This window comes from Pseudomonas sp. 1176_21 (assembly GCF_052850635.1).
The window spans coordinates 227,437-251,304 of sequence record NZ_VXCV01000002.1; the positions used below are offsets into that span (position 1 = coordinate 227,437).

The 23,868-nt window shown below is 65.7% G+C and carries 20 protein-coding genes and 1 pseudogene; 12 read left to right on the top strand and 9 right to left on the bottom strand.

Features of this window, described 5'->3' with window-relative positions; all coding sequences use genetic code 11:
* Window positions 1-94: 94 nt before the first annotated feature.
* Genes ftsX through ftsY form a run of 3 tightly spaced genes read right to left on the bottom strand, consistent with a single transcriptional unit; the run spans window position 95 to window position 3,290 of the window.
* A complete protein-coding gene (gene ftsX / locus FW760_RS06035) occupies window positions 95-1,126 on the bottom strand; it encodes a permease-like cell division protein FtsX (protein ID WP_043860123.1) in 1,032 nt (343 codons plus the stop codon).
* Window positions 1,123-1,794 (bottom strand): cell division ATP-binding protein FtsE, encoded by a 672-nt coding sequence (gene ftsE / locus FW760_RS06040; RefSeq protein ID WP_043860122.1) that lies wholly within the window; start codon window positions 1,792-1,794, stop codon window positions 1,123-1,125. The genes ftsX and ftsE overlap by 4 nt, the downstream gene beginning before the upstream one ends.
* Complete coding sequence (gene ftsY / locus FW760_RS06045) at window positions 1,791-3,290, bottom strand: signal recognition particle-docking protein FtsY (RefSeq protein ID WP_123753417.1); 1,500 nt, start codon at window positions 3,288-3,290, stop codon at window positions 1,791-1,793. Before ftsY ends, ftsE begins: the two co-directional genes overlap by 4 nt.
* 229 nt (window positions 3,291-3,519) lie before the next feature.
* Between ftsY and FW760_RS06050 the strand changes: the two genes are divergently transcribed.
* The 4 genes and pseudogenes from FW760_RS06050 (at window position 3,520) to FW760_RS06065 (ending at window position 8,242) form a co-directional block, all read left to right on the top strand.
* Window positions 3,520-4,875, top strand: coding sequence for a M16 family metallopeptidase (locus FW760_RS06050; RefSeq protein WP_043859990.1), 1,356 nt, complete (start codon window positions 3,520-3,522; stop codon window positions 4,873-4,875).
* A gap of 103 nt (window positions 4,876-4,978) precedes the next feature.
* Window positions 4,979-6,346: pseudogene (locus FW760_RS06055) on the top strand (M16 family metallopeptidase); the annotation flags it as partial.
* Complete coding sequence (gene rsmD, locus FW760_RS06060; RefSeq protein WP_116052389.1) at window positions 6,346-6,942, top strand: 16S rRNA (guanine(966)-N(2))-methyltransferase RsmD; 597 nt, start codon at window positions 6,346-6,348, stop codon at window positions 6,940-6,942. The pseudogene FW760_RS06055 and the gene rsmD, both read left to right, overlap by 1 nt.
* Window positions 6,943-7,246: 304 nt before the next feature.
* Window positions 7,247-8,242 carry a hydrolase gene (locus tag FW760_RS06065; RefSeq protein ID WP_043859993.1) on the top strand — a complete coding sequence of 332 codons (996 nt, stop codon included), beginning with the start codon at window positions 7,247-7,249 and terminating at the stop codon, window positions 8,240-8,242.
* Here FW760_RS06065 and FW760_RS06070 read toward each other — a convergent pair whose 3' ends face one another.
* Window positions 8,243-9,097 carry a sulfurtransferase gene (locus FW760_RS06070; RefSeq protein WP_315404989.1) on the bottom strand — a complete coding sequence of 285 codons (855 nt, stop codon included), beginning with the start codon at window positions 9,095-9,097 and terminating at the stop codon, window positions 8,243-8,245.
* Window positions 9,098-9,133: 36 nt separating this feature from the next.
* Window positions 9,134-9,799 (bottom strand): TetR/AcrR family transcriptional regulator, encoded by a 666-nt coding sequence (locus FW760_RS06075; protein WP_043859994.1) that lies wholly within the window; start codon window positions 9,797-9,799, stop codon window positions 9,134-9,136.
* A gap of 88 nt (window positions 9,800-9,887) precedes the next feature.
* On the opposite strand from FW760_RS06075, the gene FW760_RS06080 reads away from it, so the two are divergent.
* The 3 genes from FW760_RS06080 to FW760_RS06090 all read left to right on the top strand — a co-directional run bounded on the left by FW760_RS06080 (window position 9,888) and on the right by FW760_RS06090 (window position 12,395).
* On the top strand, window positions 9,888-11,315 hold the full coding sequence (locus tag FW760_RS06080; protein WP_446443698.1) for a coniferyl aldehyde dehydrogenase: 1,428 nt from the start codon (window positions 9,888-9,890) through the stop codon (window positions 11,313-11,315).
* Window positions 11,316-11,554: 239 nt separating this feature from the next.
* Window positions 11,555-12,034 (top strand): pantetheine-phosphate adenylyltransferase, encoded by a 480-nt coding sequence (coaD, locus tag FW760_RS06085; RefSeq protein ID WP_043859996.1) that lies wholly within the window; start codon window positions 11,555-11,557, stop codon window positions 12,032-12,034.
* A gap of 109 nt (window positions 12,035-12,143) precedes the next feature.
* Window positions 12,144-12,395, top strand: a complete 252-nt coding sequence (locus FW760_RS06090) for a YfhL family 4Fe-4S dicluster ferredoxin (RefSeq protein WP_011531711.1) — start codon at window positions 12,144-12,146, stop codon at window positions 12,393-12,395.
* Window positions 12,396-12,404: 9 nt separating this feature from the next.
* Here the strand turns inward: FW760_RS06090 and mutM are convergent, their stop codons facing one another.
* A complete protein-coding gene (gene mutM, locus FW760_RS06095) occupies window positions 12,405-13,217 on the bottom strand; it encodes a bifunctional DNA-formamidopyrimidine glycosylase/DNA-(apurinic or apyrimidinic site) lyase (protein WP_058541780.1) in 813 nt (270 codons plus the stop codon).
* Between the two features lie 3 nt (window positions 13,218-13,220).
* The gene (locus FW760_RS06100) at window positions 13,221-14,087 is read right to left on the bottom strand and encodes an HDOD domain-containing protein (RefSeq protein ID WP_043859998.1); all 867 of its coding nucleotides are present in this window, start codon (window positions 14,085-14,087) and stop codon (window positions 13,221-13,223) included.
* Between the two features lie 137 nt (window positions 14,088-14,224).
* Here FW760_RS06100 and FW760_RS06105 point away from each other — a divergent pair, with 137 nt between their 5' ends.
* Together FW760_RS06105 and FW760_RS06110 are read left to right on the top strand one after the other, a co-directional pair.
* Window positions 14,225-14,764: a type 1 glutamine amidotransferase domain-containing protein gene (locus FW760_RS06105; RefSeq protein ID WP_446443699.1), complete on the top strand. Its 540-nt coding sequence runs from the start codon at window positions 14,225-14,227 to the stop codon at window positions 14,762-14,764.
* A gap of 76 nt (window positions 14,765-14,840) precedes the next feature.
* On the top strand, window positions 14,841-16,037 hold the full coding sequence (locus FW760_RS06110; RefSeq protein WP_043860000.1) for a class I SAM-dependent rRNA methyltransferase: 1,197 nt from the start codon (window positions 14,841-14,843) through the stop codon (window positions 16,035-16,037).
* A gap of 93 nt (window positions 16,038-16,130) precedes the next feature.
* On the opposite strand, the gene FW760_RS06115 is transcribed toward FW760_RS06110, so the two are convergent.
* A complete protein-coding gene (locus FW760_RS06115; protein ID WP_100634280.1) occupies window positions 16,131-17,804 on the bottom strand; it encodes a DUF4153 domain-containing protein in 1,674 nt (557 codons plus the stop codon).
* Between the two features lie 235 nt (window positions 17,805-18,039).
* Here FW760_RS06115 and FW760_RS06120 point away from each other — a divergent pair, with 235 nt between their 5' ends.
* From FW760_RS06120 to FW760_RS06130, 3 genes are all read left to right on the top strand, one after another.
* Window positions 18,040-19,404 carry an APC family permease gene (locus tag FW760_RS06120; protein WP_043860002.1) on the top strand — a complete coding sequence of 455 codons (1,365 nt, stop codon included), beginning with the start codon at window positions 18,040-18,042 and terminating at the stop codon, window positions 19,402-19,404.
* 259 nt (window positions 19,405-19,663) lie between these two features.
* Window positions 19,664-21,505: a dihydroxy-acid dehydratase gene (gene ilvD, locus FW760_RS06125; RefSeq protein ID WP_043860003.1), complete on the top strand. Its 1,842-nt coding sequence runs from the start codon at window positions 19,664-19,666 to the stop codon at window positions 21,503-21,505.
* 334 nt (window positions 21,506-21,839) lie between these two features.
* Window positions 21,840-23,231: an L-cystine transporter gene (locus tag FW760_RS06130; RefSeq protein ID WP_058541775.1), complete on the top strand. Its 1,392-nt coding sequence runs from the start codon at window positions 21,840-21,842 to the stop codon at window positions 23,229-23,231.
* A 68-nt stretch (window positions 23,232-23,299) separates the two neighbouring features.
* On the opposite strand, the gene FW760_RS06135 is transcribed toward FW760_RS06130, so the two are convergent.
* Window positions 23,300-23,818, bottom strand: coding sequence for a dihydrofolate reductase (locus tag FW760_RS06135; protein ID WP_043860005.1), 519 nt, complete (start codon window positions 23,816-23,818; stop codon window positions 23,300-23,302).
* Window positions 23,819-23,868 lie beyond the last annotated feature (50 nt).

The window sequence follows — 23,868 nt, forward strand, 5'->3', positions numbered from 1 at the left end:
TCACTGAATTGTGCCATCAGGCACTGCCACCATTGACCGGGAACCGCGAAACAAGTTCCCGAAATACACGATAGTCAATGACGGCTGGAAGACACTATCGCGGTGCAAGCTCACGCAGATGCCGAGCGACCGCAATCCAAGCACCGATATACCCTAACAGCACCGCCCCAAGCAAGAGCGACAGACCATCGGCAGGCGGCACCCCGGCCAGCGAGAAATCGCTGCCGTACAGACCCGATAGCCCGACGACCGCGTCATCCAGCCAGTTGAGGCCGAACGCCAGCACCCCCCAGGACAGTACGCCTGCCCCCAGGCCATACAACGCGCCCATGTACAGGAACGGCCGGCGCACGTAGGCATCGGTACCGCCCACCAGCTTGATGACCTCGATTTCGGTACGGCGGTTCTCGATATGCAGGCGAATGGTGTTGCCGATGACCAGCAGCAGCGCCGACACCAGCAGCACGGTCAGGCCGAAGACAAAGCGATCACCCAGCTTGAGGATCGCCGCCAGCCGCTCCACCCACACCAGGTCGAGCTGGGCCAGCTCCACCTTGGGCAGTTCGGCCAGGCGTTGGCGCAGGGCCTCCAGCGCTGGCTTGTCGACTTCGGCCGGGGTCACCACGACCACGCCAGGCAAGGGGTTCTCCGGCAGCTCGCGCAAGGCCTCGCCCAGCCCGGACTGCTGCTGGAACTCGTCGAGGGCCTGTTCACGGCTGACATACTCGGCATCGGCCACCCCCGGCATGCCCTTGATCTGGGTACGCAGGGCTTCGCCTTCGCTCACGCTGGCGTCAAGTTTGAGGTACAGCGAAATCTGCGCTGCACGCTGCCACGAGCCGCCCAGGCGCTCGACATTGCTCAGCAGCAGCGACAACCCCATCGGCAGGCTCAGGGCCACGGCCATCACCAGGCAGGTGAAGAAGCTGCCGATCGGCTGCTTGCCCAGGCGACGCAGGCTGTCGAGCAGGCTGGAGCGATGGCTTTCCAGCCAGGCGTGCAGCAGCGTGCTGAAATCCGGGCCGTCATCGTCATCATCACGGCGCTTTTTCTGTTTCTGAGGGCTTGGCTCGGCTGCCGCAGGGGCCACCCGCTCGGACACCTTGGGACTACGTGTTGCACTCATTGCCCGGCCTCCCCATCGCCGATCAAGCGGCCGCGCTGCAGGGTCAGCATGCGATGGCGCATGCGCGCGATCAGCGCCAGGTCGTGGCTGGCGATCAGCACGCTGGTGCCCAGGCGGTTGATATCTTCGAAAACACCCATGATCTCGGCCGCCAGGCGCGGGTCGAGGTTGCCGGTGGGTTCATCCGCCAGCAACAGGGCCGGACGGTGCACGATGGCACGCGCAATGCCCACCCGTTGCTGCTGGCCGGTGGACAGGTCGCCGGGGAACAGCTGGGCCTTGTCCGACAGGGCCACACGCTCCAGCGCCGCGTCCACACGCTTGGCCACCTCGACCTTGGACAGGCCCAGGATCTGCAGCGGCAGGGCGACGTTGTTGAACACGGTACGGTCGAACAGCAGCTGGTGGTTCTGGAACACCACGCCGATCTGGCGACGCAGGAACGGGATCTGCGCGTTGCTGATCTGACCCAGGTCCTGGCCGGCCAGCAGCAGCTTGCCGCTGGTCGGACGCTCCATGGCCAGCAGCAGGCGCAGCAAGGTGCTCTTGCCCGCGCCGGAATGGCCGGTGACGAACAGGAACTCGCCCCGACGCACCCGAAAACTCAATTCATGCAGGCCAACGTGACCGTTAGGGTAACGCTTGGCGACCTGTTCGAATCGGATCATGAAGGCTCCCGCTCGGCAAACAAGGCTTGTACGAAGGGCTCGGCTTCGAAGGTGCGCAGGTCATCGATGCCTTCGCCCACACCAATGTAGCGGATCGGCAGGCCGAACTGCTTGGCCAGGGCGAAGATCACCCCGCCCTTGGCGGTGCCGTCGAGCTTGGTCAGCGCCAGGCCGGTGAGCTCCACGCTCTGGTTGAAGTGCTTGGCCTGGTTGATGGCGTTCTGCCCGGTGCCGGCGTCCAGCACCAGCAGCACCTCGTGCGGCGCGTCGGCGTCCAGCTTGCCGATCACGCGGCGAACCTTCTTCAGCTCTTCCATCAGGTTGTCTTTGGTGTGCAGGCGACCGGCGGTGTCGGCGATCAGCACGTCGATGTTGCGCGCCTTGGCCGCCTGCACCGCGTCGAAGATCACCGAAGCGGAGTCGGCGCCGGTGTGCTGGGCGATCACCGGGATCTGGTTGCGCTCGCCCCATACCTGCAGCTGCTCCACCGCGGCAGCACGGAAGGTATCGCCGGCGGCCAGCATGACCTTCTTGCCTTCGAGCTGGAGCTTTTTCGCCAGCTTGCCGATGGTGGTGGTCTTGCCGGCGCCGTTGACGCCGACCACCAGGATCACGAACGGCTTGTTCGCGGCATGCACCTTCAGCGGCTGTTCGACCGGCTTGAGCAGGTCGGTCAGCTCGCCCTGCAGCGACTTGTACAGGGCATCGGCATCGGCCAGCTGCTTGCGTGCGACCTTCTGGGTGAGGCTCTGCACGATCACCGAGGTGGCCTCGACGCCGACGTCGGCGGTCAGCAGGCGGGTCTCGATCTCTTCGAGCAGGTCGTCGTCGATGACCTTCTTGCCCAGGAACAGGCTGGCCATGCCCTCGCCGATACTGGCGCTGGTCTTGGATAGGCCCTGCTTGAGGCGGGCGAAGAAGCCGGCCTTGGTGGTGGTTTCAGGCACCGACGGGGCGGCCTCGGGAACAGGCAGGGCGACCTCGGTGGCCGCAACAGGTGCGGGCGGCACCACTGCAGGCGGCTCGACCACCGGCTCGGGTGCGTTGTACTGCGGTACAGGCTCGACCACCGGCTCGGGCGCGCTGTACTGCGGTACAGCCTCGATCACCGGCTCGGGCGCGGCGTACTGCGGCGCAGGCGCTACCACAGGCTCGGGCGCAGCGTACTGCGGGGCAGGCTCGGGGGCTGGGCGCTCGGGAATCGGCGGGGGGACGTGGGGCTCGAGGTCGGCCACCAGCGCCACCGGCTCTTCGGGCACCGGCAGCACCAGGCTGCTGGGGTGATCCTCGACGGCGACGGGCGCGCTCGCGACCGGGGCGGGCTCGACGGCTACCGGCTCAGGCAAAGTCGGGGCGATAGGCTCCAGCGCCTCTGGCACTGGGGTTTCGGGCTGTTCGACAACAGGTTGCTGGGGCTTTTTGCGCAGCCAGCCGAACAGGCCTTTCTTTTCACCGGCCGCGGCCGGGGTCTTTTTGTCGTCGTTGGAACCAAACATGGAAGACGGCTATCTCAGGGTAGCGATGCGCCAGTGTGGCGCCTCAAAATTCTTCTAACGCAGAACAGACTATGGTCAAGCCGACTGGTTCATGCGCAACATTTTGTCGGGACGCCTGCAACGCTTGATCTCGACAGGCATGGTCGTCAGGCAACCGGATCAGTATCCTAGCACCTCCTAGCCCGCCGACGCTAAGGCCATGCGGGCAGCCCTACAGGTTGAATCATCAATGAATGCTCTAGCCCGCCGCGCCGCCGGCCTGCTGCTCAGCACAATTGTCATGCCCCTGGTGGCGGTTGCCGCCGACGTCCAGCCCACCCATGAATTCACCCTCGACAACGGCCTCAAGGTCATCGTGCGTGAAGACCATCGCGCCCCGGTGGTGGTATCGCAGGTCTGGTACAAGGTCGGCTCCAGCTACGAGACCCCGGGTCAGACCGGCTTGTCCCATGCCCTGGAACACATGATGTTCAAGGGCAGCAACAAGCTGGGGCCTGGCGAAGCCTCACGCATCCTGCGTGACCTGGGCGCCGAAGAGAACGCCTTCACCAGCGACGACTACACCGCCTACTACCAGGTGCTGGCCCGCGACCGCCTGGGCGTGGCCCTGGAACTGGAAGCCGATCGCATGGGCAGCCTGCGCCTGCCGCCCGAAGAGTTCAGCCGCGAAATCGAGGTCATCAAGGAAGAGCGCCGCCTGCGCGTCGACGATCAGCCCAACTCCAAGGCCATGGAGCTGTTCAGCGCCATGGCCCACCCGGCCAGCGGCTACCACACCCCGACCATCGGCTGGATGGCCGACCTCGAACGCATGAAGGTCGAAGAGCTGCGCCACTGGTACGAAGCCTGGTACGTGCCCAACAACGCCACCCTGGTGGTGGTCGGCGACGTCACCGCCGACGAGGTCAAGGGCCTGGCCCAGCGTTACTTCGGTGCCATCCCCAAGCGCGCCACACCCCCTGCCAAACTGCCGCTGGAACTGGCCGAGCCGGGCCTGCGCCAGCTCACCGTGCATGTGCGCACCCAACTGCCGAGCCTGATCTACGGCTTCAACGTGCCGGGCCTGGCCACCGCCAAGGACCCGCGCAGCGTCCACGCCCTGCGCCTGATCGCGGCCCTGCTCGACGGCGGCTACAGCGCGCGCATGGCCACCCGCCTGGAACGCGGTCAGGAACTGGTGGCCGGCGCGTCGGCCAGCTACAACCCGTTCACCCGTGGCGACAGCCTGTTCGTGCTTTCCGCGGTGCCCAACACGCAGAAGAAAAAGACCCTGGCCGAGGTCGAAAGCGGCGTCTGGAAGCTGCTCGACGAGCTGAAAACCACCCCGCCAACCGCTGAAGAGCTGGAGCGCGTGCGCGCCCAGGTGATTGCCGGGCTGGTCTACGACCGCGACTCGATCAGCAGCCAGGCCACCACCATCGGCCAACTGGAGACCGTCGGGCTGTCGTGGAAGCTCATCGACAAGGAGCTCGACGAGCTCAAGAGCGTGACCCCGGCCGACATCCAGAGTGCCGCCCGCACCTATTTCACCCGCGAACGCCTGAGCGTTGCGCATGTATTGCCCGAGGAGCAGGCGCATGACTGAGCACACCACCCCACGCCACACCCCGAAGGGCCGCGGCGTATTCGGCGCGTTGCTGCTGAGCGCCGTGTGCCTGGCCGGCCCCGCCCATGCCGACACTGCGGCCGCCAAGCCCGGCGCCAACCTGCAATCGCTGGCCGAGCTGGACGGCAAGGCACCGAGCCGACGCAACCTCGACATCAAGACCTGGAACACCGCCGAAGGCGCCAAGGTGCTGTTCGTCGAAGCCCACGAACTGCCGATGTTCGACCTGCGCCTGACCTTCGCCGCCGGCAGCAGCCAGGACGGTAACCTGCCGGGCCTGGCCACCCTGACCAACGCCATGCTCAACGAAGGCGTGGCAGGCAAGGACGTCGGCGCCATCGCCGCCGGCTTCGAAGGCCTGGGCGCGGATTTCGGCAACGGTGCCTACCGCGACATGGCGGTGGCCTCGCTGCGCAGCCTGAGCGCCAAGGACAAGCGCGAGCCGGCCCTGAAGCTGTTCGCCGAAGTGGTGGGCAAGCCGACCTTCCCTGAAGACGCGCTCAAGCGCATCAAGAACCAGATGCTCGCAGGCTTCGAGTACCAGAAGCAGAACCCCGGCAAGCTGGCCAGCATCGAGCTGTTCGAGAAGCTCTACGGCAAGCATCCCTACGGGCACCCCAGCGATGGCGACGCCAGGAGCATCCCGCCGATCACCCTGGACCAGCTGCGCGCTTTCCATGCCAAGGCCTATGCCGCCGGCAACGTGGTGATCGCACTGGTCGGCGACCTCAGCCGCACGGAAGCCGAGGCGATTGCCGCGCAGGTCTCCGCCGCGCTGCCCAAGGGCCCGGCGCTGCCCAAGCTGGCACAACCGAGCGAACCCAAGCCGGGCGTCAACCACATCGACTTCCCGTCCAAGCAGACCCACCTGATGCTGGCCCAGTTGGGCATCGACCGCGCCGACCCGGACTACGCGGCCCTGTCGCTGGGCAACTCGATCCTCGGCGGCGGCGCCTTCGGCACCCGCCTGATGAGCGAAGTGCGCGAAAAGCGCGGCCTGACCTACGGCGTGTACTCGGTATTCAGCCCGATGCAGGTGCGTGGCCCGTTCATGATCAACCTGCAGACCCGTGCCGAACTCAGCGAAGGCACGCTCAAGCTGGTACAGGACATCCTGCGCGACTACCTCAAGACCGGCCCCACCCAGCAGGAGCTGGACGATGCCAAGCGCGAACTGGCCGGCAGCTTCCCGCTGTCCACCGCCAGCAATGCGAGCATCGTCGGCCAACTGGGGGCCATCGGCTTCTATGACCTGCCGCTGAATTTCCTCGAGGACTTCATGCAGAAGTCCCAGAGCCTCACCGTCGAGCAGGTGCGTGCTGCCCTCAACAAGCACCTGGCCGCCGACAAGATGGTCATCGTGACCGCCGGGCCGAAGGTGGCGCAACAGCCGCTGCCACCGCCCACTGACAAACCCGCCGAGCAGCCGCTTGGCGTACCGGAGCATTAATGGCCAGTCCATCCGCCAAATCCAAGGCCGCCACCCACGGCGGCCAGGGCCAGCTGCGCATCATCGCCGGCGAGTGGCGCAGCCGCCGCCTGAGCTTTCCTGACGCACCGGGCCTGCGCCCTACCCCCGACCGGGTGCGCGAAACCCTGTTCAACTGGCTGACCGCGCACATCGAGGGCGCCCGCGTGCTGGACGCCTTTGCCGGCAGCGGCGCGCTGTTTCTCGAAGCACTGTCGCGCGGCGCGGCCTCGGCCGTGGCGCTGGACAGCAACCGCGCCGCCATCGAGAACCTCAAGGACAATCTGGAGCTGCTGCGCTGCCCCACCGGGCAGGTGATCCAGACCGACGTGGTGCGCTACCTGCAAGGCGAACCCAAGGCCCCGTTCGACGTGGTGTTCCTCGACCCGCCCTTCCACCAGGACCTGCTGCCGGCCACCTGTGCGCTGCTCGAAGAGCGCCACTGGCTGGCCGAGCACGCGTGGATCTACACCGAAAGCGAAACCGCGCCGTCGACCCTGCAACTGCCGGGCAACTGGCGCCTGCACCGGGAAAAGAAGGCCGGTCAGGTGCACTATGCCTTGTGGGAACGCGGCTGAACGTCGCCCCGCCTCCAGCAAACTGCAGCCGCCGCCTGAGGTGCTTTGCCTGATCGTGCTCCGGCGCCCCCCAGGTACGGCACCGATCACCAACCGGCTTGTGCGTGCCGCCTGCACCACCGCCGGGCTGCTGACCCTCAGCAGCCCGGCACTCGCCCAGCACACCCTTCCACGACCTCAGCCTCGCCAACCGACAGCCCTTGCCCGAAGTGACGCCTGCTGAATATGCTTTGGCGGCAGCAGACCTGCGCTTGCGCACATACACTGATCACAGGGTCTGCCGCCCGCTCAAGAGACCTCGACGATGTCCAGCGCCACCCCACCCCCGTTCAAGCCAGCCACCGGCCTGCGCAACCCCCATGTGCAGACGCTCTGGGGCCCGCTCTGGCGCAAGTCGCCACCGCTTGCACATCGGCGTGAGCGCCTGTGGCTGGCCGACGGCGATTTCCTCGACCTGGACTGGCACGGCCCGCTTGCCACCACCACGCCACTGGTGGTGGTACTGCACGGCCTGACCGGCTCGTCGACCTCCCATTACGTCATCGGCCTGCAGCGCGCCCTGGCGGCGCAGGGCTGGGCCAGCGTGGCGGTCAACTGGCGCGGATGCTCGGGCGAGCCGAACCTGTTGCCGCGCAGCTACCACTCTGGCGCCAGCGAAGACCTGGCCGAAGTCATCGCCCACCTGCGCACCCAGCGCCCGCAGGCACCGCTGTACGCGGTGGGTTATTCGCTGGGTGGCAACGTGCTGCTCAAGCACCTGGGGGAAGCGGGTACGGCCAGCCAGTTGCAGGCGGCCGTGGCGGTGTCGGTGCCGTTTCGCCTGGACCAGTGCGCCGACCGCATCGGCCTGGGGTTTTCACGGGTGTACCAGGCGCACTTCATGCGCGCCATGCTGGGCTACGTGAAGGACAAGCAGCGCCACTTCCAGCACCACGGTCACCATGAGGGCCTGGCAACCCTGGACCGCCTCGGCCCGCTGGAAAACCTGCGCACCTTCTGGGATTTCGACGGCCGTGTGACCGCACCGCTGAACGGCTTCAGCGACGCCCACGACTACTACCAGCGCTCGTCGAGCCGCTACTACCTGGGTGAAAACCGTACGCCCACGCTGATCATCCATGCCCAGGACGATCCGTTCGTGTTCAGCCACAGCCTGCCAGGGGCCGCCGAACTGGCCAGCCAGACCACCCTGGAGCTGCACCGTCATGGCGGTCACGTGGGCTTTGTCGACGGCAGCCTGCGCCAGCCCGGCTACTACCTGGAGCGGCGCATTCCACAGTGGCTGGCCAGCGGGGCCTGATCAGTCGCCCTTGGCCACCGGACGCTGCGGGTCGGTGATCCACTCGCTCCACGAACCGGCGTACAGCCGCGCCAGCGGATAACCGGCCAAGGCCAGGGCGAACAGGTTATGGCAGGCCGTCACCCCCGAGCCGCAATAGGCCACCAGCGCCTGCGGCTGGCGCGTACCGAGCAAGGCGGCAAAGCGCTGCTTGAGCTGCTGGGGCGACAGAAAACGACCATCGGGCCCCAGGTTGTCGGTGAAGGCCGCGCAATGCGCACCCGGGATATGCCCGGCCACCGGGTCGATGGGCTCCACCTCGCCGCGAAAACGCGGCAGCGCACGGGCGTCGAGCAGGGTCAGGTCGGGCGTGCCCAGGCCATTGGCCAACTCGGCGGCGTCCAGCACCAGGCTCGCATCGGGCTGCCCGCTGAAGCTGCCTTCACGCTTGTCACAGGCATCCAGGCTCAGCGGCAACCCGGCCGCGTGCCAGGCCTTGAGCCCGCCATCGAGGATCGCCACCCCGTCGCGCTTGCCCAGCCATGCCAGCAACCACCAGGCCCGCGCGGCAAAGGCTCCGGGGCCATCGTCGTAGAGCACCACGTCGCTGTCGTTGTCGATGCCCCAGCTGCGCAGCCGTTCGATCAGTTGCTGCGGGTCGGGCAAGGGGTGGCGACCGGTCACGCCCTTGACCACCGGCCCGCTCAGGTCACGCTCCAGGTCGGCGAAGTGCGCGCCGGCGATATGCCCTTCGGCATAGCTGCGCTGGCCATAGTCGACGTCTTCCAGGGCAAAGCGACAATCGAGAATCACCAGCTTCGGAGCGCCCAGGCGCTCTGCCAGTTGCTGGGGTGCGATCAGTTGCGCGAGTGGCATGTCGGTCTCCATATCGATTCAAAGGGGGTGGGCGGCCTACTGTTCCAGTGCCTGGTCCAGCGGCACGTAGAATTCCTTGCACAGCGCATCCACTGCAGGGCGCGCGCTGGCGGTGACGAAACCGAGCTCCAGCACCAGCACCTGGTACACGCCGCGCTTGATCGCCTCTTCGCTCAGGTGCGCGGAGTGCTCGCGGGTGGTGCACAGAAAGCGCACCCAGGAGGTCAGCACGATCCAGGCATTGAGGGTCAGCGATTCGATCTGCACGGTGTCCATGGCCACGATGTCGGCCTCGACGAAACCTCGGTAGATGGCCTGGCCCTGCAGCAGGCAGCGCTGCGAAAAACGTCGGTAGCGCGCAGCCAGGGTCGGGTCGTGGCCGAGCAGGTGTTCGAGGTCGCGGTGCAGGAAGCGATAGTTCCACATCGCCGACAGCAGCGCCTCGAGGTAGAAGCGCTTGTCCTCGACGGTGGCGGCGCGCCCCTGGGGCGGGCGCAGAAAGCCTTCCACCAGCGCCTCGTACTGGGTGAACAGCACGGCGATGATCGCCTGCTTGTTGGCGAAGTGGTAATAGAGGTTGCCCGGCGAGATTTCCATGTGCGCAGCAATGTGGTTGGTGCTGACACTGCGTTCACCCTGCTGGTTGAACAGCTCGAGGCTGTTCTGCACGATGAGCTCGCGGGTCTTGATGCGCGGTGCCATGGTCAGCTCCAAAGGCATGAGCTTGAAGGAATAGGCTTATCTTACGGCGTATCCGCCACGGGATGTACCACCTGCACAACCGGCGTATATGCTCCAGGCACACTTGCCCTGCCACGGAGCCCGCATGCCCCTCCAGACCCTGTTCGAACAGCAGCGCCGGGCCTTTGCCGGGCTGCCCATGGCGCCGGCGGCGCAGCGCCTGCAGTGGCTTGCCAGCCTGCGCCGGCTGCTGCTGGCGAACCAGTCGGCCCTGGTCGCGGCGATCGACCGCGACTTTGCCGGGCGCAGCGCCGACGAGACCCTGCTGGCCGAACTGATGCCCAGCGTGCAGGGCATTCGCCACGCCGAGCGCCACCTCAAGGGCTGGATGAAGCCGGTGCGGCGCACGGTGGGCCTGGCGTTCCAGCCGGCCAGCGCGCGGGTGCTGTACCAGCCGCTGGGCGTGGTGGGCATCATCGTGCCATGGAACTACCCGCTGTTTCTGGCCATCGGCCCGCTCACCGCGGCGCTGGCAGCGGGCAACCGGGTGATGCTCAAGCTCAGCGAAGCCACCCCGGCCACCGCGGCACTGCTTCAGCGCCTGCTGGGCGAAGTGTTTCCCGACGACCTGGTCAGCGTGGTGCTGGGCGATGCTGGCGTGGGCGAGGCCTTCTCGCGCCTGCCGTTCGATCACCTGCTGTTCACCGGCGCCACCAGCATCGGCCGCCAGGTGATGGCGGCGGCAGCCACCAACCTGACCCCGGTGACCCTGGAGCTGGGCGGCAAGTCGCCGGCCATCGTGTCGGCCAGTGTACCGCTGGCCCAGGCGGCCGAGCGCATCGCCTTCGGCAAGACCCTCAACGCCGGGCAGACCTGCGTTGCCCCGGACTACGCGCTGGTACCGCGCGAGCGCCTGGAGGGCTTCGTGCAGGCCTATCGCGAGGCGGTGCTGCGGTTTTATCCACAGGTGCGAAACAACCCGGACTACAGCGCGATCATCAATGTGCGTCACCTGGCGCGCCTGGAAGGCTATTTGCGCGATGCCCGCAACAAGGGCGCCAGCGTGCTCGACCTGTACCCCGGCGAAGCCCGCGAAGGTCGGCGCCTGCCGCCGCAGGTGCTGCTGCAGGTCGATGACAGCATGCAGGTGATGCAGGACGAGATCTTCGGCCCGCTGCTGCCGGTGGTGCCCTATGACAGCCTGGCCGAGGCGCTGGCCTATGTGAACCAGCGCCCGCGCCCGCTGGCGCTGTACTACTTCGGCCACGACCGTGCCGAGCAGCGGCGGGTGCTGGAGCAGACCCATTCCGGCGGCGTGTGCCTGAACGACACCCTGCTGCACGTGGCCCAGGACGACCTGCCGTTTGGCGGGGTCGGGCCGTCGGGGATGGGCAACTACCACGGGCACGAGGGCTTCAAGACCTTCAGTCATGCCCGGGCGGTGTTCGCCAAGTCGCGGGTGAATGCGGCGCGGCTGATCTATCCGCCGTATGGGAAGGCGCTGCAGCGGTGGGTCTATCGTCTGTTCATTCGCTGACGTTGCAGCGACCCCATCGCGGGTCAGGCCCGCTCCCACAAAGAGATGCATAGCCTGTGGGAGCGGGCCTGACCCGCGATGGGGTCGATACTTTCAAGGCACCAGACACTCGGCCTGCAGCGGGTGACAAGCATTATCACGCCTGTCTATAGTGCCTTGAGCCGGCGATGGCGACTTGGCCGACCGCAGCTGCTGCGATACCATCCGACTCCCAAACGCACTCCTGCCAGGACGACGCGATGAACCGAGTGTTGTACCCAGGTACATTCGACCCTATTACCAAAGGCCATGGCGATCTGGTCGAGCGGGCCTCCCGGCTGTTCGACGAGGTGATCATCGCGGTCGCCGCCAGCCCCAAGAAGAACCCGCTGTTCCCCCTGGAACAACGGGTAGAGCTGGCGCGTGAGGTCACCAAGCACCTGCCCAACGTGCAGGTCATCGGCTTCTCCACGCTGCTGGCGCATTTCGCCAAGGAGCAGCAGGCCAATGTGTTCCTGCGCGGCCTGCGCGCGGTTTCGGACTTCGAGTACGAGTTCCAGCTGGCGAACATGAACCGGCAACTGGCGCCCGACGTCGAAAGCCTGTTCCTGACGCCGTCCGAGCGCTATTCGTTCATATCCTCGACCCTGGTGCGCGAAATCGCGGCGCTGGGCGGCGATATCACCAAGTTCGTGCACCCGGTAGTGGCTGACGCACTCACCGAGCGCTTCAAGAAGTAACCGCGCCCGCATCGAAAACCGCGCCCGCGTGCACTGCGGGCGTTAATGCGGCACAATTGTGCCCATTGGTTTTCATATGCCCGGGCCTGACGCCCCGGCCGGAGTCCCCATGTCCCTGATCATCACCGACGATTGCATCAATTGCGACGTCTGCGAACCCGAGTGCCCGAACGCCGCCATCTCCCAGGGCGAAGAGATCTACGTGATCGACCCCAACCTGTGCACCCAGTGCGTTGGCCATTACGACGAACCGCAGTGCCAGCAGGTCTGCCCGGTCGACTGCATCCCGCTGGATGAAGCGCACCCGGAAACCGAAGACGAGCTGATGGCCAAGTACCGCAGGATCACCGGCAAGGCCTGATACAGGCCGCTAGGTCTGGCAGCGCGGGCAGAACACGCTGGCGCGCTGGCCCAGGGTCACGTTGCGCAGCACCGTGCCGCACACCTTGCACGGTTCTTCCCCGCGCCCGTACACGAACAGTTCCTGCTGGAAGTAGCCCGGCTGGCCGTCGCCGCCGATGAAGTCGCGCAGGGTGGTGCCGCCACGCTCGATGGCGGCGGCCAGGATGCGCTTGATCTCGATGGCCAGGCGCAGGTAGCGCGCCCGCGAAATGCCCCCGGCCGGTCGCCGCGGGTCAATGCCCGCCGCGAACAGCGCCTCGGTCGCATAGATGTTGCCCACCCCCACCACCACCGCGTTGTCCATGATGAACGGCTTGACCGCCATCGAGCGCCCGCGCGACAGCTGGAACAGCCGCTCGCCATCGAACAGGTCGGTCAGCGGCTCCGGGCCCAGGCGCAGCAGCAGCTCGTGCTGCAACGGGTCGGGGGCCCAGAGCATCGCGCCAAACCGGCGCGGGTCGGTGTAGCGCAGCGCCAGCCCCGACTCCAGCTCGATGTCCACATGCTCGTGCTTGGCCGCCGGCAGGCCGATCTCCACCAGCCGCAGGTTGCCCGACATGCCCAGGTGGCTGATCAGCGTGCCCACCTCGGCGTTGAGCAGCAGGTACTTGGCACGCCGTTCCACCGACACGAAGCGCTGCCCCGACAGGCGTACGTCGAGGTCTTCGGGTATCGGCCAGCGCAGGCGCCGTTCACGCACCACCACACGGCTGACACGCTGCCCTTCAAGGTACGGCGCAATGCCGCGGCGGGTGGTCTCGACTTCAGGTAGCTCGGGCATGGGTCAGTGCGCACCCATTTCGCGGATGGTCTGCTTGAGGTTCTCGAAGTCGTACTCCGACAGGCCCACGTAGTCGAGCACCAGGTGCCCGACGGTGTTCCATTCGTGGTCCACGCTCTGGTTGCCCAGCACCCGGTACGAGCTGCAGATGTGCTCGGCCATCTTCAGAATGGCCAGCAGGTTCTTGAGCTGGGTGTTGCGCGCCGAGTCGTCGCTGAACACCGCCAGGGCATTGTGGTGGTTGGCGATGGCGGCACTCACGTGCTCGGGCAGGCGCCACGACTTGGCCGTGTAGTAGCCGACCACGGCGTGGTTGGTGTTGAACGTGCGGTTCTCGGTGTCGACCACGCGCTTGTCGGGGCCGGCCTCGGCGTAGGCCTGCTCCAGGGTATGCATGTAGTCGGGGAAGCGCTTGTGCATCAGCGGCACGCCGCAATCGTGGAACAGCCCCAGGGCATAGGCTTCGTCCACCGCCTGCGAGCCGATGCGCTTGGCCAGGGTCAGGCAGGTCATGGCCACGTCCTGGGCGGTATCCCAGAAGCGGTTGAGGGTGACGATGGTGTCGTCGCTCATCTCGCCCTTGATCGACTGCGCGTTGATCAGGTTGATGATCGAGCGGCTGCCCAGCAGGTTCACCGCGCGCTGGATCGAGGCGATCTTGTTGGTCAGCCCGTAGTACGGCGAATTGACCAGCTTGAGCAGTGCGCCGGAAAGGCCCGGGTCCTGGGAGATCAGCTTGGCGATGGTCTCCAGGTCCGGGTCGGGCATGTACTGCTCGAACTGCAGGTCGACCATGATCTGCGGCTGGGGCGGTACGCTGATGCCCTGCAGGGCTTGCTGGATCTGTTCGGCGGTAAGTTCCTGGGACATAGATACACACTCGGGGCTGAAGGGCGATTCTAACCCTGCAGGCGGGCCGGGAAACACCCGTTGATGGATTCAGAAGGAACTTTGCCTGCCCCAGGGCTGCCTGCTTACTACAGGTTCAACTCAACAGGAGCACGCAGATGACGACCCAACTGAACGGCAAGCGCGTGGCCATGCTGGTCACCGACGGCTTCGAGCAGGTAGAACTCACCGGGCCCAAGCAGGCCCTCGAGCAAAGCGGCGTGCGCGTCGACATCCTCTCGGCCAAACCGGGCACGGTCAAGGGCTGGAACCATGACAAGCCCGCCGACGACTTCACTGTGGACAACACCTTCGACAAGGCCGACGTCGCGGTCTACGACGCCATCGTGCTGCCCGGCGGCGTGCAGAACTCCGACACCATACGCATCGACCCCGGCGCCCAGAAGCTGGTCAAGGCCCACGACGCCAACGGCAAGCCCCTGGCGGTGATCTGCCATGGCGCCTGGCTGCTGGTGTCGAGCCAGTTGGTCAAGGGCCGCAAGATGACCAGCTACAAGACCGTGCGCGACGACATCACCAATGCCGGCGGGCAGTGGCAGGATCAGGCCGTGGTCATCGACCGCAACCTGATCAGCAGCCGCCAGCCCGACGATATTCCCGCCTTCAACACCCAGCTGCTGCGCGCTTTGGGCGCCTGATCGGCTATTTGTCGCCGGCCGAGCCGCGTGCCCGGCCGACGCGCTATACTCCCGCTCTTTTTTCCGGAGCGACGTCATGTCCCTGCCCAGCCTTCGCCTCAAAGCCAACGCCGACCGCCGCCTGCGCGCCGGCCATCTGTGGGTGTACAGCAACGAAATCGACGTCGCCGCGACCCCGCTGCATGGCTTCAAGGCCGGCGACCAGGCGGTGCTCGAAGGTGCCGGCGGCAAGCCGCTGGGCATCGTCGCCATGAGCCCCAACAACCTGATCTGCGCGCGCCTGCTGTCGCGCGACGCCAAGCTGGCCCTGGACAAGTCGCTGCTGGTGCACCGCATCAACGTGGCCCTGTCGCTGCGCGAGCGCCTGTTCGACAAGCCGTTCTACCGCCTGGTGTACGGCGACTCGGACCTGCTGCCGGGCCTGGTGGTCGACCGTTTCGGCGACATCCTGGTGGTACAGCTGGCCTCGGCCACCATGGAACAGCACAAGGACGACGTGATCGCCGCCCTGGTGCAGGTGCTCAAACCCACCGGCATCCTGTTCAAGAACGACTCGGCGGCGCGTGATGCCGAAGGCCTGAACCGCTACGTCGAAACCGTGTTCGGCCTGGTGCCGGAGTGGGTGGCGCTGGAAGAGAACGGCGTGAAATTCGAGGCGCCGGTGATGGAAGGCCAGAAGACCGGCTGGTTCTACGACCACCGCATGAACCGCGCACGCCTGGCACCCTACGTCAAAGGCAAGCGCGTGCTCGACCTGTTCAGCTACATCGGTGGCTGGGGCGTGCAGGCCGGTGCGTTCGGCGCCAGCGAAGTGTTCTGTGTGGATGCCTCGGGCTTTGCCCTGGATGGTGTGGAGCGCAATGCGGCGCTCAACGGCATTGCCGAGAAGGTCACCTGCGTGGAAGGTGATGTGTTCGAGGCGCTGCGCGAGCTCAAGGCCGCTGAAGAGCGTTTCGACGTGATCGTGGCCGACCCGCCCGCGTTCATCAAGCGCAAGAAGGACCTGAAGAACGGCGAAGGCGCCTACCGCCGCCTGAACGAGCAGGCCATGCGCCTGCTGAGCAAGGACGGCATTCTGGTCAGCGCCTCGTGCTCGATGCACCTGCCCGAAGACGACCTGCAGAACATCCTGCTGACCAGCGCCCGCCACCTGGACCGCAACATGCAGCTGCTCGAACGCGGCGGCCAGGGCCCGGACCACCCGGTGCACCCGGCGATCCCGGAAACGCGCTACATCAAGAGCATCACCTGCCGGCTGCTGCCCAACAGCTGATCGCGCTGAATGAAAATCCCGGCCAGGTGCCGGGATTTTTTTTGCCTGTAACGGCCTTTCGCCGGCAAGGCCGGCTCCTGCAGGCAGGTGCACTCAATCGCGCTGCGGGTAAGGCATCATTCCCAGTTCTCGCCCGTCGATCACCAGGGTCTTGTAGCGCGGTTTCGCCAGTTTGAGCGTGCCCGCCCGAATCTGCTCGATCAGTGCGCGCCCCGTGCCGATCCCGTCCACCCGCGCATAATCACGCCAGAAGCCCTCGTGACGCGCATATACGAACGCCGACGTCGAGTACTCGTGCTTGGGAACCACCAGCACTTCGTTGACCCCATCGTCATCCAGGTCCACCTGCCAGGCAGCACACCCCGAGCTGCCGCATTGGCTCTCGATCAGGGTCAGGTTGAGCATCTGCGCACTGTCCTCCGGCGCAGGCCCGATCCATTCCAGCTTGGGTCCGTACTCACGCGGCGACATGCTCACCGGTTCGGCCTCCAGCAGTCGATCGGCCAGCAGCTCGCGGCTTGGCGCATCCAGGATCTGCCCCTCCTTGACCAGGCGCGACAACCGCTCGAACTGCTCGATCCCCGGCTTGCCGAGCCGGTAGCGCAATGCGCGCGCATCGAACGCATCCGCCGAGGTGCGCCCGCTCAACAGCCGCTCCATCTGGTTGGCGGCGCTGTAGGTCAACGGGTTGAGCACCGGCGTGAACACCAGCATCAGCACCACGAAACTCAGCAGCGCGATCAACGGGTTGCTGCGCCGCAAGCTGCCCAGCCACACCGCCTGGCGCGGGCGAATGGCCCACAGCGCGGCCAGGCTGTGCACCAGCGCGATGCCGATCAGCAGCATCGCCAGAAAGCGCTGCGGGGTCAGGCCGTACTGGTCGATGCGCAGCCAGCTCGAATAGCACGCCAGCGCCATCAGCAGCGGCAGGCACACAAGGCTGGCGTTCACCAGCAGCTTCAGGGGCCTGGCATAACCGGCATCGTGCTCGCCGTCCTGGAACACGCCGTTGAGCAGAAACAGCGTACTGCCCACCAGGCACAGCAGGATGCTGGTGGAGTAACCGGTGTTGAAGATCGGCGCGACCCCGGTCACCGCCAGCGCCAGGGTGAACACCACCGCAATCAGCGAACACAGCGGCAGCAGGTAGCGACACACGGTGAGCAGCACATTGCGCAGCAGGCCGATGGCCTTGTCGTTCTGGCGCCCCATGCGGATGCCCAGCGAGAAGAAGATCGGCAGGCACACGCAGATGAATTCGAGCGAGGCGAAGATATCGCTGAGCACCGGCGCGCCCAGAATCGTGAACAGCCGCCCGCACAGCCACAGCAGCAACCAGAACGCCAGGGTCACCAGCAGCGCCAGCAGCACGATGAAGGCATTGTTCCAGGCGTGCTGGTAAAGGTCCTGATAGCGCAGGCGATTGCCGTCGCGGGTCGGCCAACTGAGGATGAACGCCGCGCCGATATAGGCCAGCACCAGCGAGGCCGGCATCCAGCGCATCCATAGCCAGCCGTCGGCCGATTGCGCATACAGCCAGGCGGACACGCTGGCCATCAGCAACGCCAGGCCGGCCACCAGCAGCCAGGTGCCGCGCTGGCGCACCGCGCCGCCCAGCAGTTGCAGATTGATGCCGCCCACCAGGGCCAGTGTGGCGCAGAACACCGCGAGCACAGGGTTGCGGTAATGGATGAAGGTGAGCAGCAGCGCCCCCTGTACCAGGGCGATGGCGAGGTAATACAGCACGGAGCGGTTGAGCACGGGCATTCCAAGTCCTTTTGCGAGGGGTGATGCACAAGGCGCGCAGTCTAGGGCCAGGCGACCCCGCACGGCTAGAGCACGTCGACTTCATTGCAGCGCCGCACAGGCCCCATGCAGCCATGCACATATATCGATAAAAATCCAGGCCAATGATCCATAATGGCAAATTTTTCATTGATCCAGGCGACATAAGCAGATAAAAATCGACTCCATCAAAATAAAAACAATGCAGGTTCGACCCATGTCCTCTATCGACCGCTCTCATCCTGGCACTTCAGATACCGCTCGACTGCGCCGCGTGCTGGGGCTGCCCGCCCTGGTGTTCTTCGGCCTGGTGTACATGGTGCCGCTCACCATCTTCACCACCTACGGCATCGTCACCGAGCTCACCGGTGGCCGCACCGCAGGCGCCTACCTGGTGACCCTGCTGGCCATGCTGTTCACCGCGACGTCCTACAGCTTCATGGTCAAACGCTTCCCGGTGGCGGGCTCGGCCTACTCCTATACCCACCTGGCGTTCGGCCCCAACATCGGCTTTCTGGCCGGTTGGTCGCTGCTGCTCGACTACCTGTTCATCCCGATGATCAACTACCTGCTGATCGGGCTGTTCCTCAACATCGCCTTCCCGGCACTGCCGGTGTGGGGCATCATCGTCGCCGCCATCGCCCTGGTGACCGTGCTCAACGTGATCGGCATCCATTCGGTGGCCAAGGCCAGCAACCTGATCGTGGGCGCGCAGATCATCTTCATCGGCGTGTTCGCCGCGCTGTCGATCAAGAGCCTGCACGGCGCGCCCATCGACCTGCTGTCGCCCCTGCTCGGTGACGGCACCCGGCCCGGGTTCAGCCACCTGATGACCGGGGCAGCGGTGCTGTGCCTGTCCTTCCTGGGCTTCGACGCGGTATCGACCCTTGCCGAGGAAACCCGCGACCCGCAACGCGATGTGCCGCGCGCCATCCTGCTCACCACCCTGGGCGCCGGGCTGCTGTTCACCGTGCTGGCCTACATCAGCCAGCTGGTACTGCCGGGCAGCCACTTCGCCAACGTCGATGCGGCAGCCAATGAAGTGATGTTCAAGGCCGGCGGGCAGTTCCTCGCCAACTTCTTCACCGCGGCCTTCGTGGCCGGCAGCCTGGGTTCGGCACTGGCCTCGCAGGCTGCGGTGTCGCGCATCCTGTACACCATGGGCCGCGACCAGGTGCTGCCACGGCGCTGGTTCGGGCGCCTTTCGCCACGCTTCGGCACCCCGGTGTTCGCCACCCTGGTGGTATCGGTGTTCTCCCTGCTGGCACTGGTGATCGACCTGACCACCCTGGCCTCGCTGATCAGCTTTGGCGCGCTGGTGGCGTTTTCGGCGGTGAACCTGGCGGTGGTGCGCACGCACCTGGTCGATCAAGCCTGCCACCGCAACCTCTCGGGGCTGCTGCGTTACGGCGTGGTGCCGCTGGTGGGCATGAGCCTCACGCTGTGGCTGTGGACCAGCCTGTCGGCACTGACCCTGACCATCGGCATGACCTGGTTCACCCTCGGCCTGGTGTACCTGGGCGTGCTGACCGGCGGCTTTCGCAAGCGCGTGAAGCTGGTGCACTTCTCCGAGGCCGGCTGAACGCCATGGCGGTTGGGCGGCCCGCGCGCAGCGAAAACGCCCAACCGCCCAATGCGCCATTCCTTCCCGCCGCCAGCGGTGTAGAATCGGCCTATTCATCGCCAGTCATCCCCGGCGGGTTTATGAGCTCTGGTCGAGCCCTCGGCGATCCCGTGGTGTTTTCGGCCTCATCCGTACCAGCGGCCACCTGCCTTCGGTGCAAAGGACAAGAGAAGCTCACTCCCCTTTTTGTTACCTGATTAGCCGCCAGGAGTGCTTCATGCCTGATTACCGCTCGAAAACGTCCACCCACGGTCGCAACATGGCCGGCGCACGCGCCCTGTGGCGCGCCACCGGCATGAAAGATGCCGACTTCAAGAAGCCGATCATTGCCATCGCCAACTCCTTCACCCAGTTCGTCCCGGGCCACGTGCACCTGAAGGACCTGGGCCAGCTGGTGGCCCGCGAGATCGAGCGCGCCGGTGGCGTGGCCAAGGAATTCAACACCATCGCCGTGGATGACGGCATCGCCATGGGCCACGACGGCATGCTGTACTCGCTGCCCAGTCGCGAGATCATCGCCGACTCGGTCGAGTACATGGTCAACGCCCACTGCGCCGACGCCATCGTGTGCATCTCCAACTGCGACAAGATCACCCCCGGTATGCTGATGGCCGCCCTGCGCCTGAACATCCCGGTGATCTTCGTGTCCGGCGGCCCGATGGAAGCCGGCAAGACCAAGCTGGCCAGCCACGGCCTGGACCTGGTCGACGCCATGGTGATCGCCGCCGACAGCTCGGCCAGTGACGAAAAGGTCGCCGAATACGAGCGCAGCGCCTGCCCTACCTGCGGTTCGTGCTCCGGCATGTTCACCGCCAACTCCATGAACTGCCTGACCGAAGCCCTGGGCCTGGCCCTACCGGGCAACGGTTCGACCCTGGCCACCCACAGCGACCGCGAAGAGCTGTTCCTCAAGGCCGGCCGCACCATCGTCGAACTGTGCCAGCGCTACTACGGCGAGAACGACGAGTCGGTACTGCCGCGCAACATCGCCAACTTCAAGGCGTTCGAGAACGCCATGATGCTCGACATCGCCATGGGCGGCTCGACCAATACCATCCTGCACCTGCTGGCCGCCGCCCAGGAAGCCGAGATCGACTTCGACCTGCGCGACATCGATCGGCTATCGCGCAGCGTGCCGCAGCTGTGCAAGGTGGCGCCGAACATCCAGAAGTACCACATGGAAGACGTGCACCGCGCCGGCGGCATCTTCAGCATCCTCGGTTCGCTGGCCCGTGGCGGCCTGCTGCACACCGACCTGCCGACCGTGCACAGCCGCAGCATGGAAGAAGCCATCGCCAAGTGGGACATCACCCAGACCGACGATGAAGCGGTGCACCACTTCTTCAAGGCCGGCCCGGCCGGCATCCCGACCCAGACCGCGTTCAGCCAGTCGACCCGTTGGGAAACCCTGGATGACGACCGCGAGAACGGCTGCATCCGCAGCTTCGAGCACGCCTACTCCAAGGAAGGCGGCCTGGCCGTGCTGTACGGCAACATCGCGCTGGATGGCTGCGTGGTGAAGACCGCAGGCGTCGACGAGTCGATCCATGTGTTCGAAGGCAACGCCAAGATCTTCGAAAGCCAGGACAGCGCGGTACGCGGCATTCTGGCCGACGAAGTGCAGGCCGGCGACATCGTGATCATCCGCTACGAGGGACCAAAAGGCGGCCCGGGCATGCAGGAGATGCTGTACCCGACCTCTTACCTGAAGTCCAAGGGCCTGGGCAAAGCCTGTGCGCTGCTGACCGACGGGCGCTTCTCGGGCGGCACCTCGGGCCTGTCCATCGGCCATGCTTCGCCGGAAGCGGCAGCAGGCGGCGCGATTGGCCTGGTGCGCGACGGCGACAAGGTGCTGATCGACATTCCCAACCGTTCGATCAACCTGCTGGTCAGCGATGAAGAGCTGGCGGCGCGGCGTGTCGAGCAGGACAAGAAGGGCTGGAAGCCGGTCGAGCAGCGTCCGCGCAAGGTGACCACCGCACTCAAGGCCTACGCCCTGCTCGCCACCAGTGCCGACAAGGGCGCGGTGCGCAACAAGGCCATGCTGGACGGGCTGTAAGGTCTGGCGACAATAAAGAACCGGCGCCCAGGCGCCGGTTTTTTTTGCCTGCGGTGCGGTGTTCGCCGGCAACGCCGGCTCCTACAGACGCCGTGGCCCCCGTAGGAGCCGGCGTTGCCGGCGAAGAGGCCGGTACAGAGGGCGGCAACATCTGCCCCTTACACCCCAGCCCCGCATCTGTTTTCGTCCGTCTTTGCTTGCCGAGGAATATGGTTATTCCAAAACCATCTATCTAAATTCCATTTAGATCTAATTTCGTTGTTTTTCAGGCTGTTAGCATTTCTGTTCGCAATCGCGCACAGACGCGACGCCCCGCCCTTTGTCTGGAGCTTCAATGAACCTGCCGCTGTTTCTCAACCTGCTGGTGTTCGCAGCCTTGCTGCTGGGCCTGGCGCAAACCAGCAAGACCTCCTGGAGCCTTGCCAAGAAAGTGCTGGTCGGCCTGATCGTCGGCGTGCTGTTCGGCAGTGCCCTGCATGCCATCTACGGTGCCGGCAGCCCGGTCCTGAAAAGCACCATCAGTTGGCTCGACCTGGTCGGCAACGGCTATGTGGGCCTGCTGCAGATGATCGTCATGCCGCTGATCTTCGTCTCGATCCTCAGCGCCGTGGCACGCCTGCACAACGCCTCGTCGCTGGGCAAGATCAGTTTCCTGACCATCGGCACCCTGCTGTTCACCACGGCCATCGCCGCGTTGATCGGCATCGGCCTGACCAACCTGTTCGGCCTCAGCGCCGAAGGCCTGGTGGCCGGCGTGCAGGAAACCGCGCGCATGCAGACCATCCAGAGTGACTACGCGGGCAAGGTCGCCGACCTCAACATCCCGCAACTGCTGCTGTCGTTCATCCCCACCAACCCGGTGGGCGACCTGGCCCGGGCCAAGCCGACCTCGATCATCAGCGTGGTGATCTTCGCCGCGTTCCTCGGTGTGGCCGCCCTGCAACTGCTCAAGGACGACGCCGACAAGGGCAACCGTGCGCTGGTGGCCATCGACACCCTGCAGGCCTGGGTGATGCGCCTGGTACGCCTGGTGATGAAGCTCACCCCATATGGCGTGCTGGCGCTGATGACCAAGGTGGTGGCCAGCTCGAACCTGGACGACATTCTCAAGCTGGGCAGTTTCGTGGTGGTGTCGTACATCGGCCTGGGCCTGATGTTCGTGGTGCACGGTGTGCTGCTGGGCCTGGGCGGGGTCAACCCGCTGCGGTTTTTCCGCAAGGTATGGCCGGTGCTGACCTTTGCCTTCACCAGCCGCTCCAGTGCGGCGAGCATTCCGCTGAGCATCGAGGCGCAGACCCGTCGCCTGGGCATCCCTCAGGCGATTGCCAGCTTTGCCGCCTCGTTCGGCGCGACCATCGGCCAGAACGGTTGCGCAGGCCTGTACCCGGCGATGCTGGCGGTGATGGTGGCCCCGGCGGTGGGCATCGACCCGCTCGACCCGCTGTGGATCGCCACGCTGGTGGCCATCGTGACCCTGAGTTCGGCCGGGGTGGCCGGGGTGGGCGGCGGTGCGACCTTCGCCGCGCTGATCGTGCTGCCGGCGATGGGCCTGCCGGTGGAGCTGGTGGCGCTGCTGATCTCGGTCGAGCCGCTGATCGACATGGGCCGCACGGCACTGAACGTGAGTGGTGCGATGGTGGCCGGTACCCTGACCAGCCAGGCCATGGGGCAGACCGACAAGGTGCTGCTGGAGGCCGATGAGCATGCGCAGTTGACGCATAGCTGAAGACCCCTTCGCCAGCAAGGCCGGCTCCTACAGCAATCGTGTAGGAGCCGGCCTTGCCGGCGAATGCATCAACGCCGCTCCCACACCTCGAAGTGATAAGCCGGCTTGTCCCCTTCAGCCGCATTGGCCTGGGTCGATTTCATCGCCCACTGCTGCGCATCCACCTCGGGGAACCACGCATCCCCCACCGGGCTGAGCTCGACCCGCGTCAGGTACAGGCGATCAGCCAGCCCGCGTTCCAACGCCTGACCGTACAGCTGCGCACCGCCGATCAGCATCAGCTCGTTCACACCGTGCTCCAGCGCCCACTGCTCGGCCCGCACGATGGCCTCATCCAGCGAACCGAACACCTCGGCGCCCTCCAGCACCAGGCCCGGCTGACGGCTGACCACCAGGTTCAGACGCCCCGGCAAGGGGCGCCCCAGCGAATCCCAGGTCTTGCGACCCATGATGATCGGCTTGCCCAACGTGGTGGCCTTGAAATACTTGAAATCCCCCGGCAAATGCCAGGGCATGCTGTTGTCGATGCCGATGACGCGGTTCTCGGCGAGGGCCGCGATCAGGCTGAGAGGCAGTGATGTTTTCATGCCCGCGAGGATAGCAAAGCCCGCTGGCCGATGCGTGGGTTATGCTTTGG

Coding starts and splice junctions, on each gene's coding strand:
- FW760_RS06070 (WP_315404989.1), bottom strand. CDS start 9,097: ATGCCACTCGCGCAACTGATCGCACCCCAGCAACTGGCAGAGCGCCTG.
- FW760_RS06115 (WP_100634280.1), bottom strand. CDS start 17,804: ATGCCCGTGCTCAACCGCTCCGTGCTGTATTACCTCGCCATCGCCCTG.
- FW760_RS06130 (WP_058541775.1), top strand. CDS start 21,840: ATGAACCTGCCGCTGTTTCTCAACCTGCTGGTGTTCGCAGCCTTGCTG.
- FW760_RS06105 (WP_446443699.1), top strand. CDS start 14,225: ATGACGACCCAACTGAACGGCAAGCGCGTGGCCATGCTGGTCACCGAC.
- FW760_RS06090 (WP_011531711.1), top strand. CDS start 12,144: ATGTCCCTGATCATCACCGACGATTGCATCAATTGCGACGTCTGCGAA.
- ftsE (WP_043860122.1), bottom strand. CDS start 1,794: ATGATCCGATTCGAACAGGTCGCCAAGCGTTACCCTAACGGTCACGTT.
- ftsX (WP_043860123.1), bottom strand. CDS start 1,126: ATGAGTGCAACACGTAGTCCCAAGGTGTCCGAGCGGGTGGCCCCTGCG.
- FW760_RS06050 (WP_043859990.1), top strand. CDS start 3,520: ATGAATGCTCTAGCCCGCCGCGCCGCCGGCCTGCTGCTCAGCACAATT.
- FW760_RS06135 (WP_043860005.1), bottom strand. CDS start 23,818: ATGAAAACATCACTGCCTCTCAGCCTGATCGCGGCCCTCGCCGAGAAC.
- FW760_RS06080 (WP_446443698.1), top strand. CDS start 9,888: ATGCTCCAGGCACACTTGCCCTGCCACGGAGCCCGCATGCCCCTCCAG.
- ftsY (WP_123753417.1), bottom strand. CDS start 3,290: ATGTTTGGTTCCAACGACGACAAAAAGACCCCGGCCGCGGCCGGTGAA.
- coaD (WP_043859996.1), top strand. CDS start 11,555: ATGAACCGAGTGTTGTACCCAGGTACATTCGACCCTATTACCAAAGGC.
- ilvD (WP_043860003.1), top strand. CDS start 19,664: ATGCCTGATTACCGCTCGAAAACGTCCACCCACGGTCGCAACATGGCC.
- FW760_RS06110 (WP_043860000.1), top strand. CDS start 14,841: ATGTCCCTGCCCAGCCTTCGCCTCAAAGCCAACGCCGACCGCCGCCTG.
- rsmD (WP_116052389.1), top strand. CDS start 6,346: ATGGCCAGTCCATCCGCCAAATCCAAGGCCGCCACCCACGGCGGCCAG.
- FW760_RS06100 (WP_043859998.1), bottom strand. CDS start 14,087: ATGTCCCAGGAACTTACCGCCGAACAGATCCAGCAAGCCCTGCAGGGC.
- FW760_RS06120 (WP_043860002.1), top strand. CDS start 18,040: ATGTCCTCTATCGACCGCTCTCATCCTGGCACTTCAGATACCGCTCGA.
- mutM (WP_058541780.1), bottom strand. CDS start 13,217: ATGCCCGAGCTACCTGAAGTCGAGACCACCCGCCGCGGCATTGCGCCG.
- FW760_RS06075 (WP_043859994.1), bottom strand. CDS start 9,799: ATGGCACCGCGCATCAAGACCCGCGAGCTCATCGTGCAGAACAGCCTC.
- FW760_RS06065 (WP_043859993.1), top strand. CDS start 7,247: ATGTCCAGCGCCACCCCACCCCCGTTCAAGCCAGCCACCGGCCTGCGC.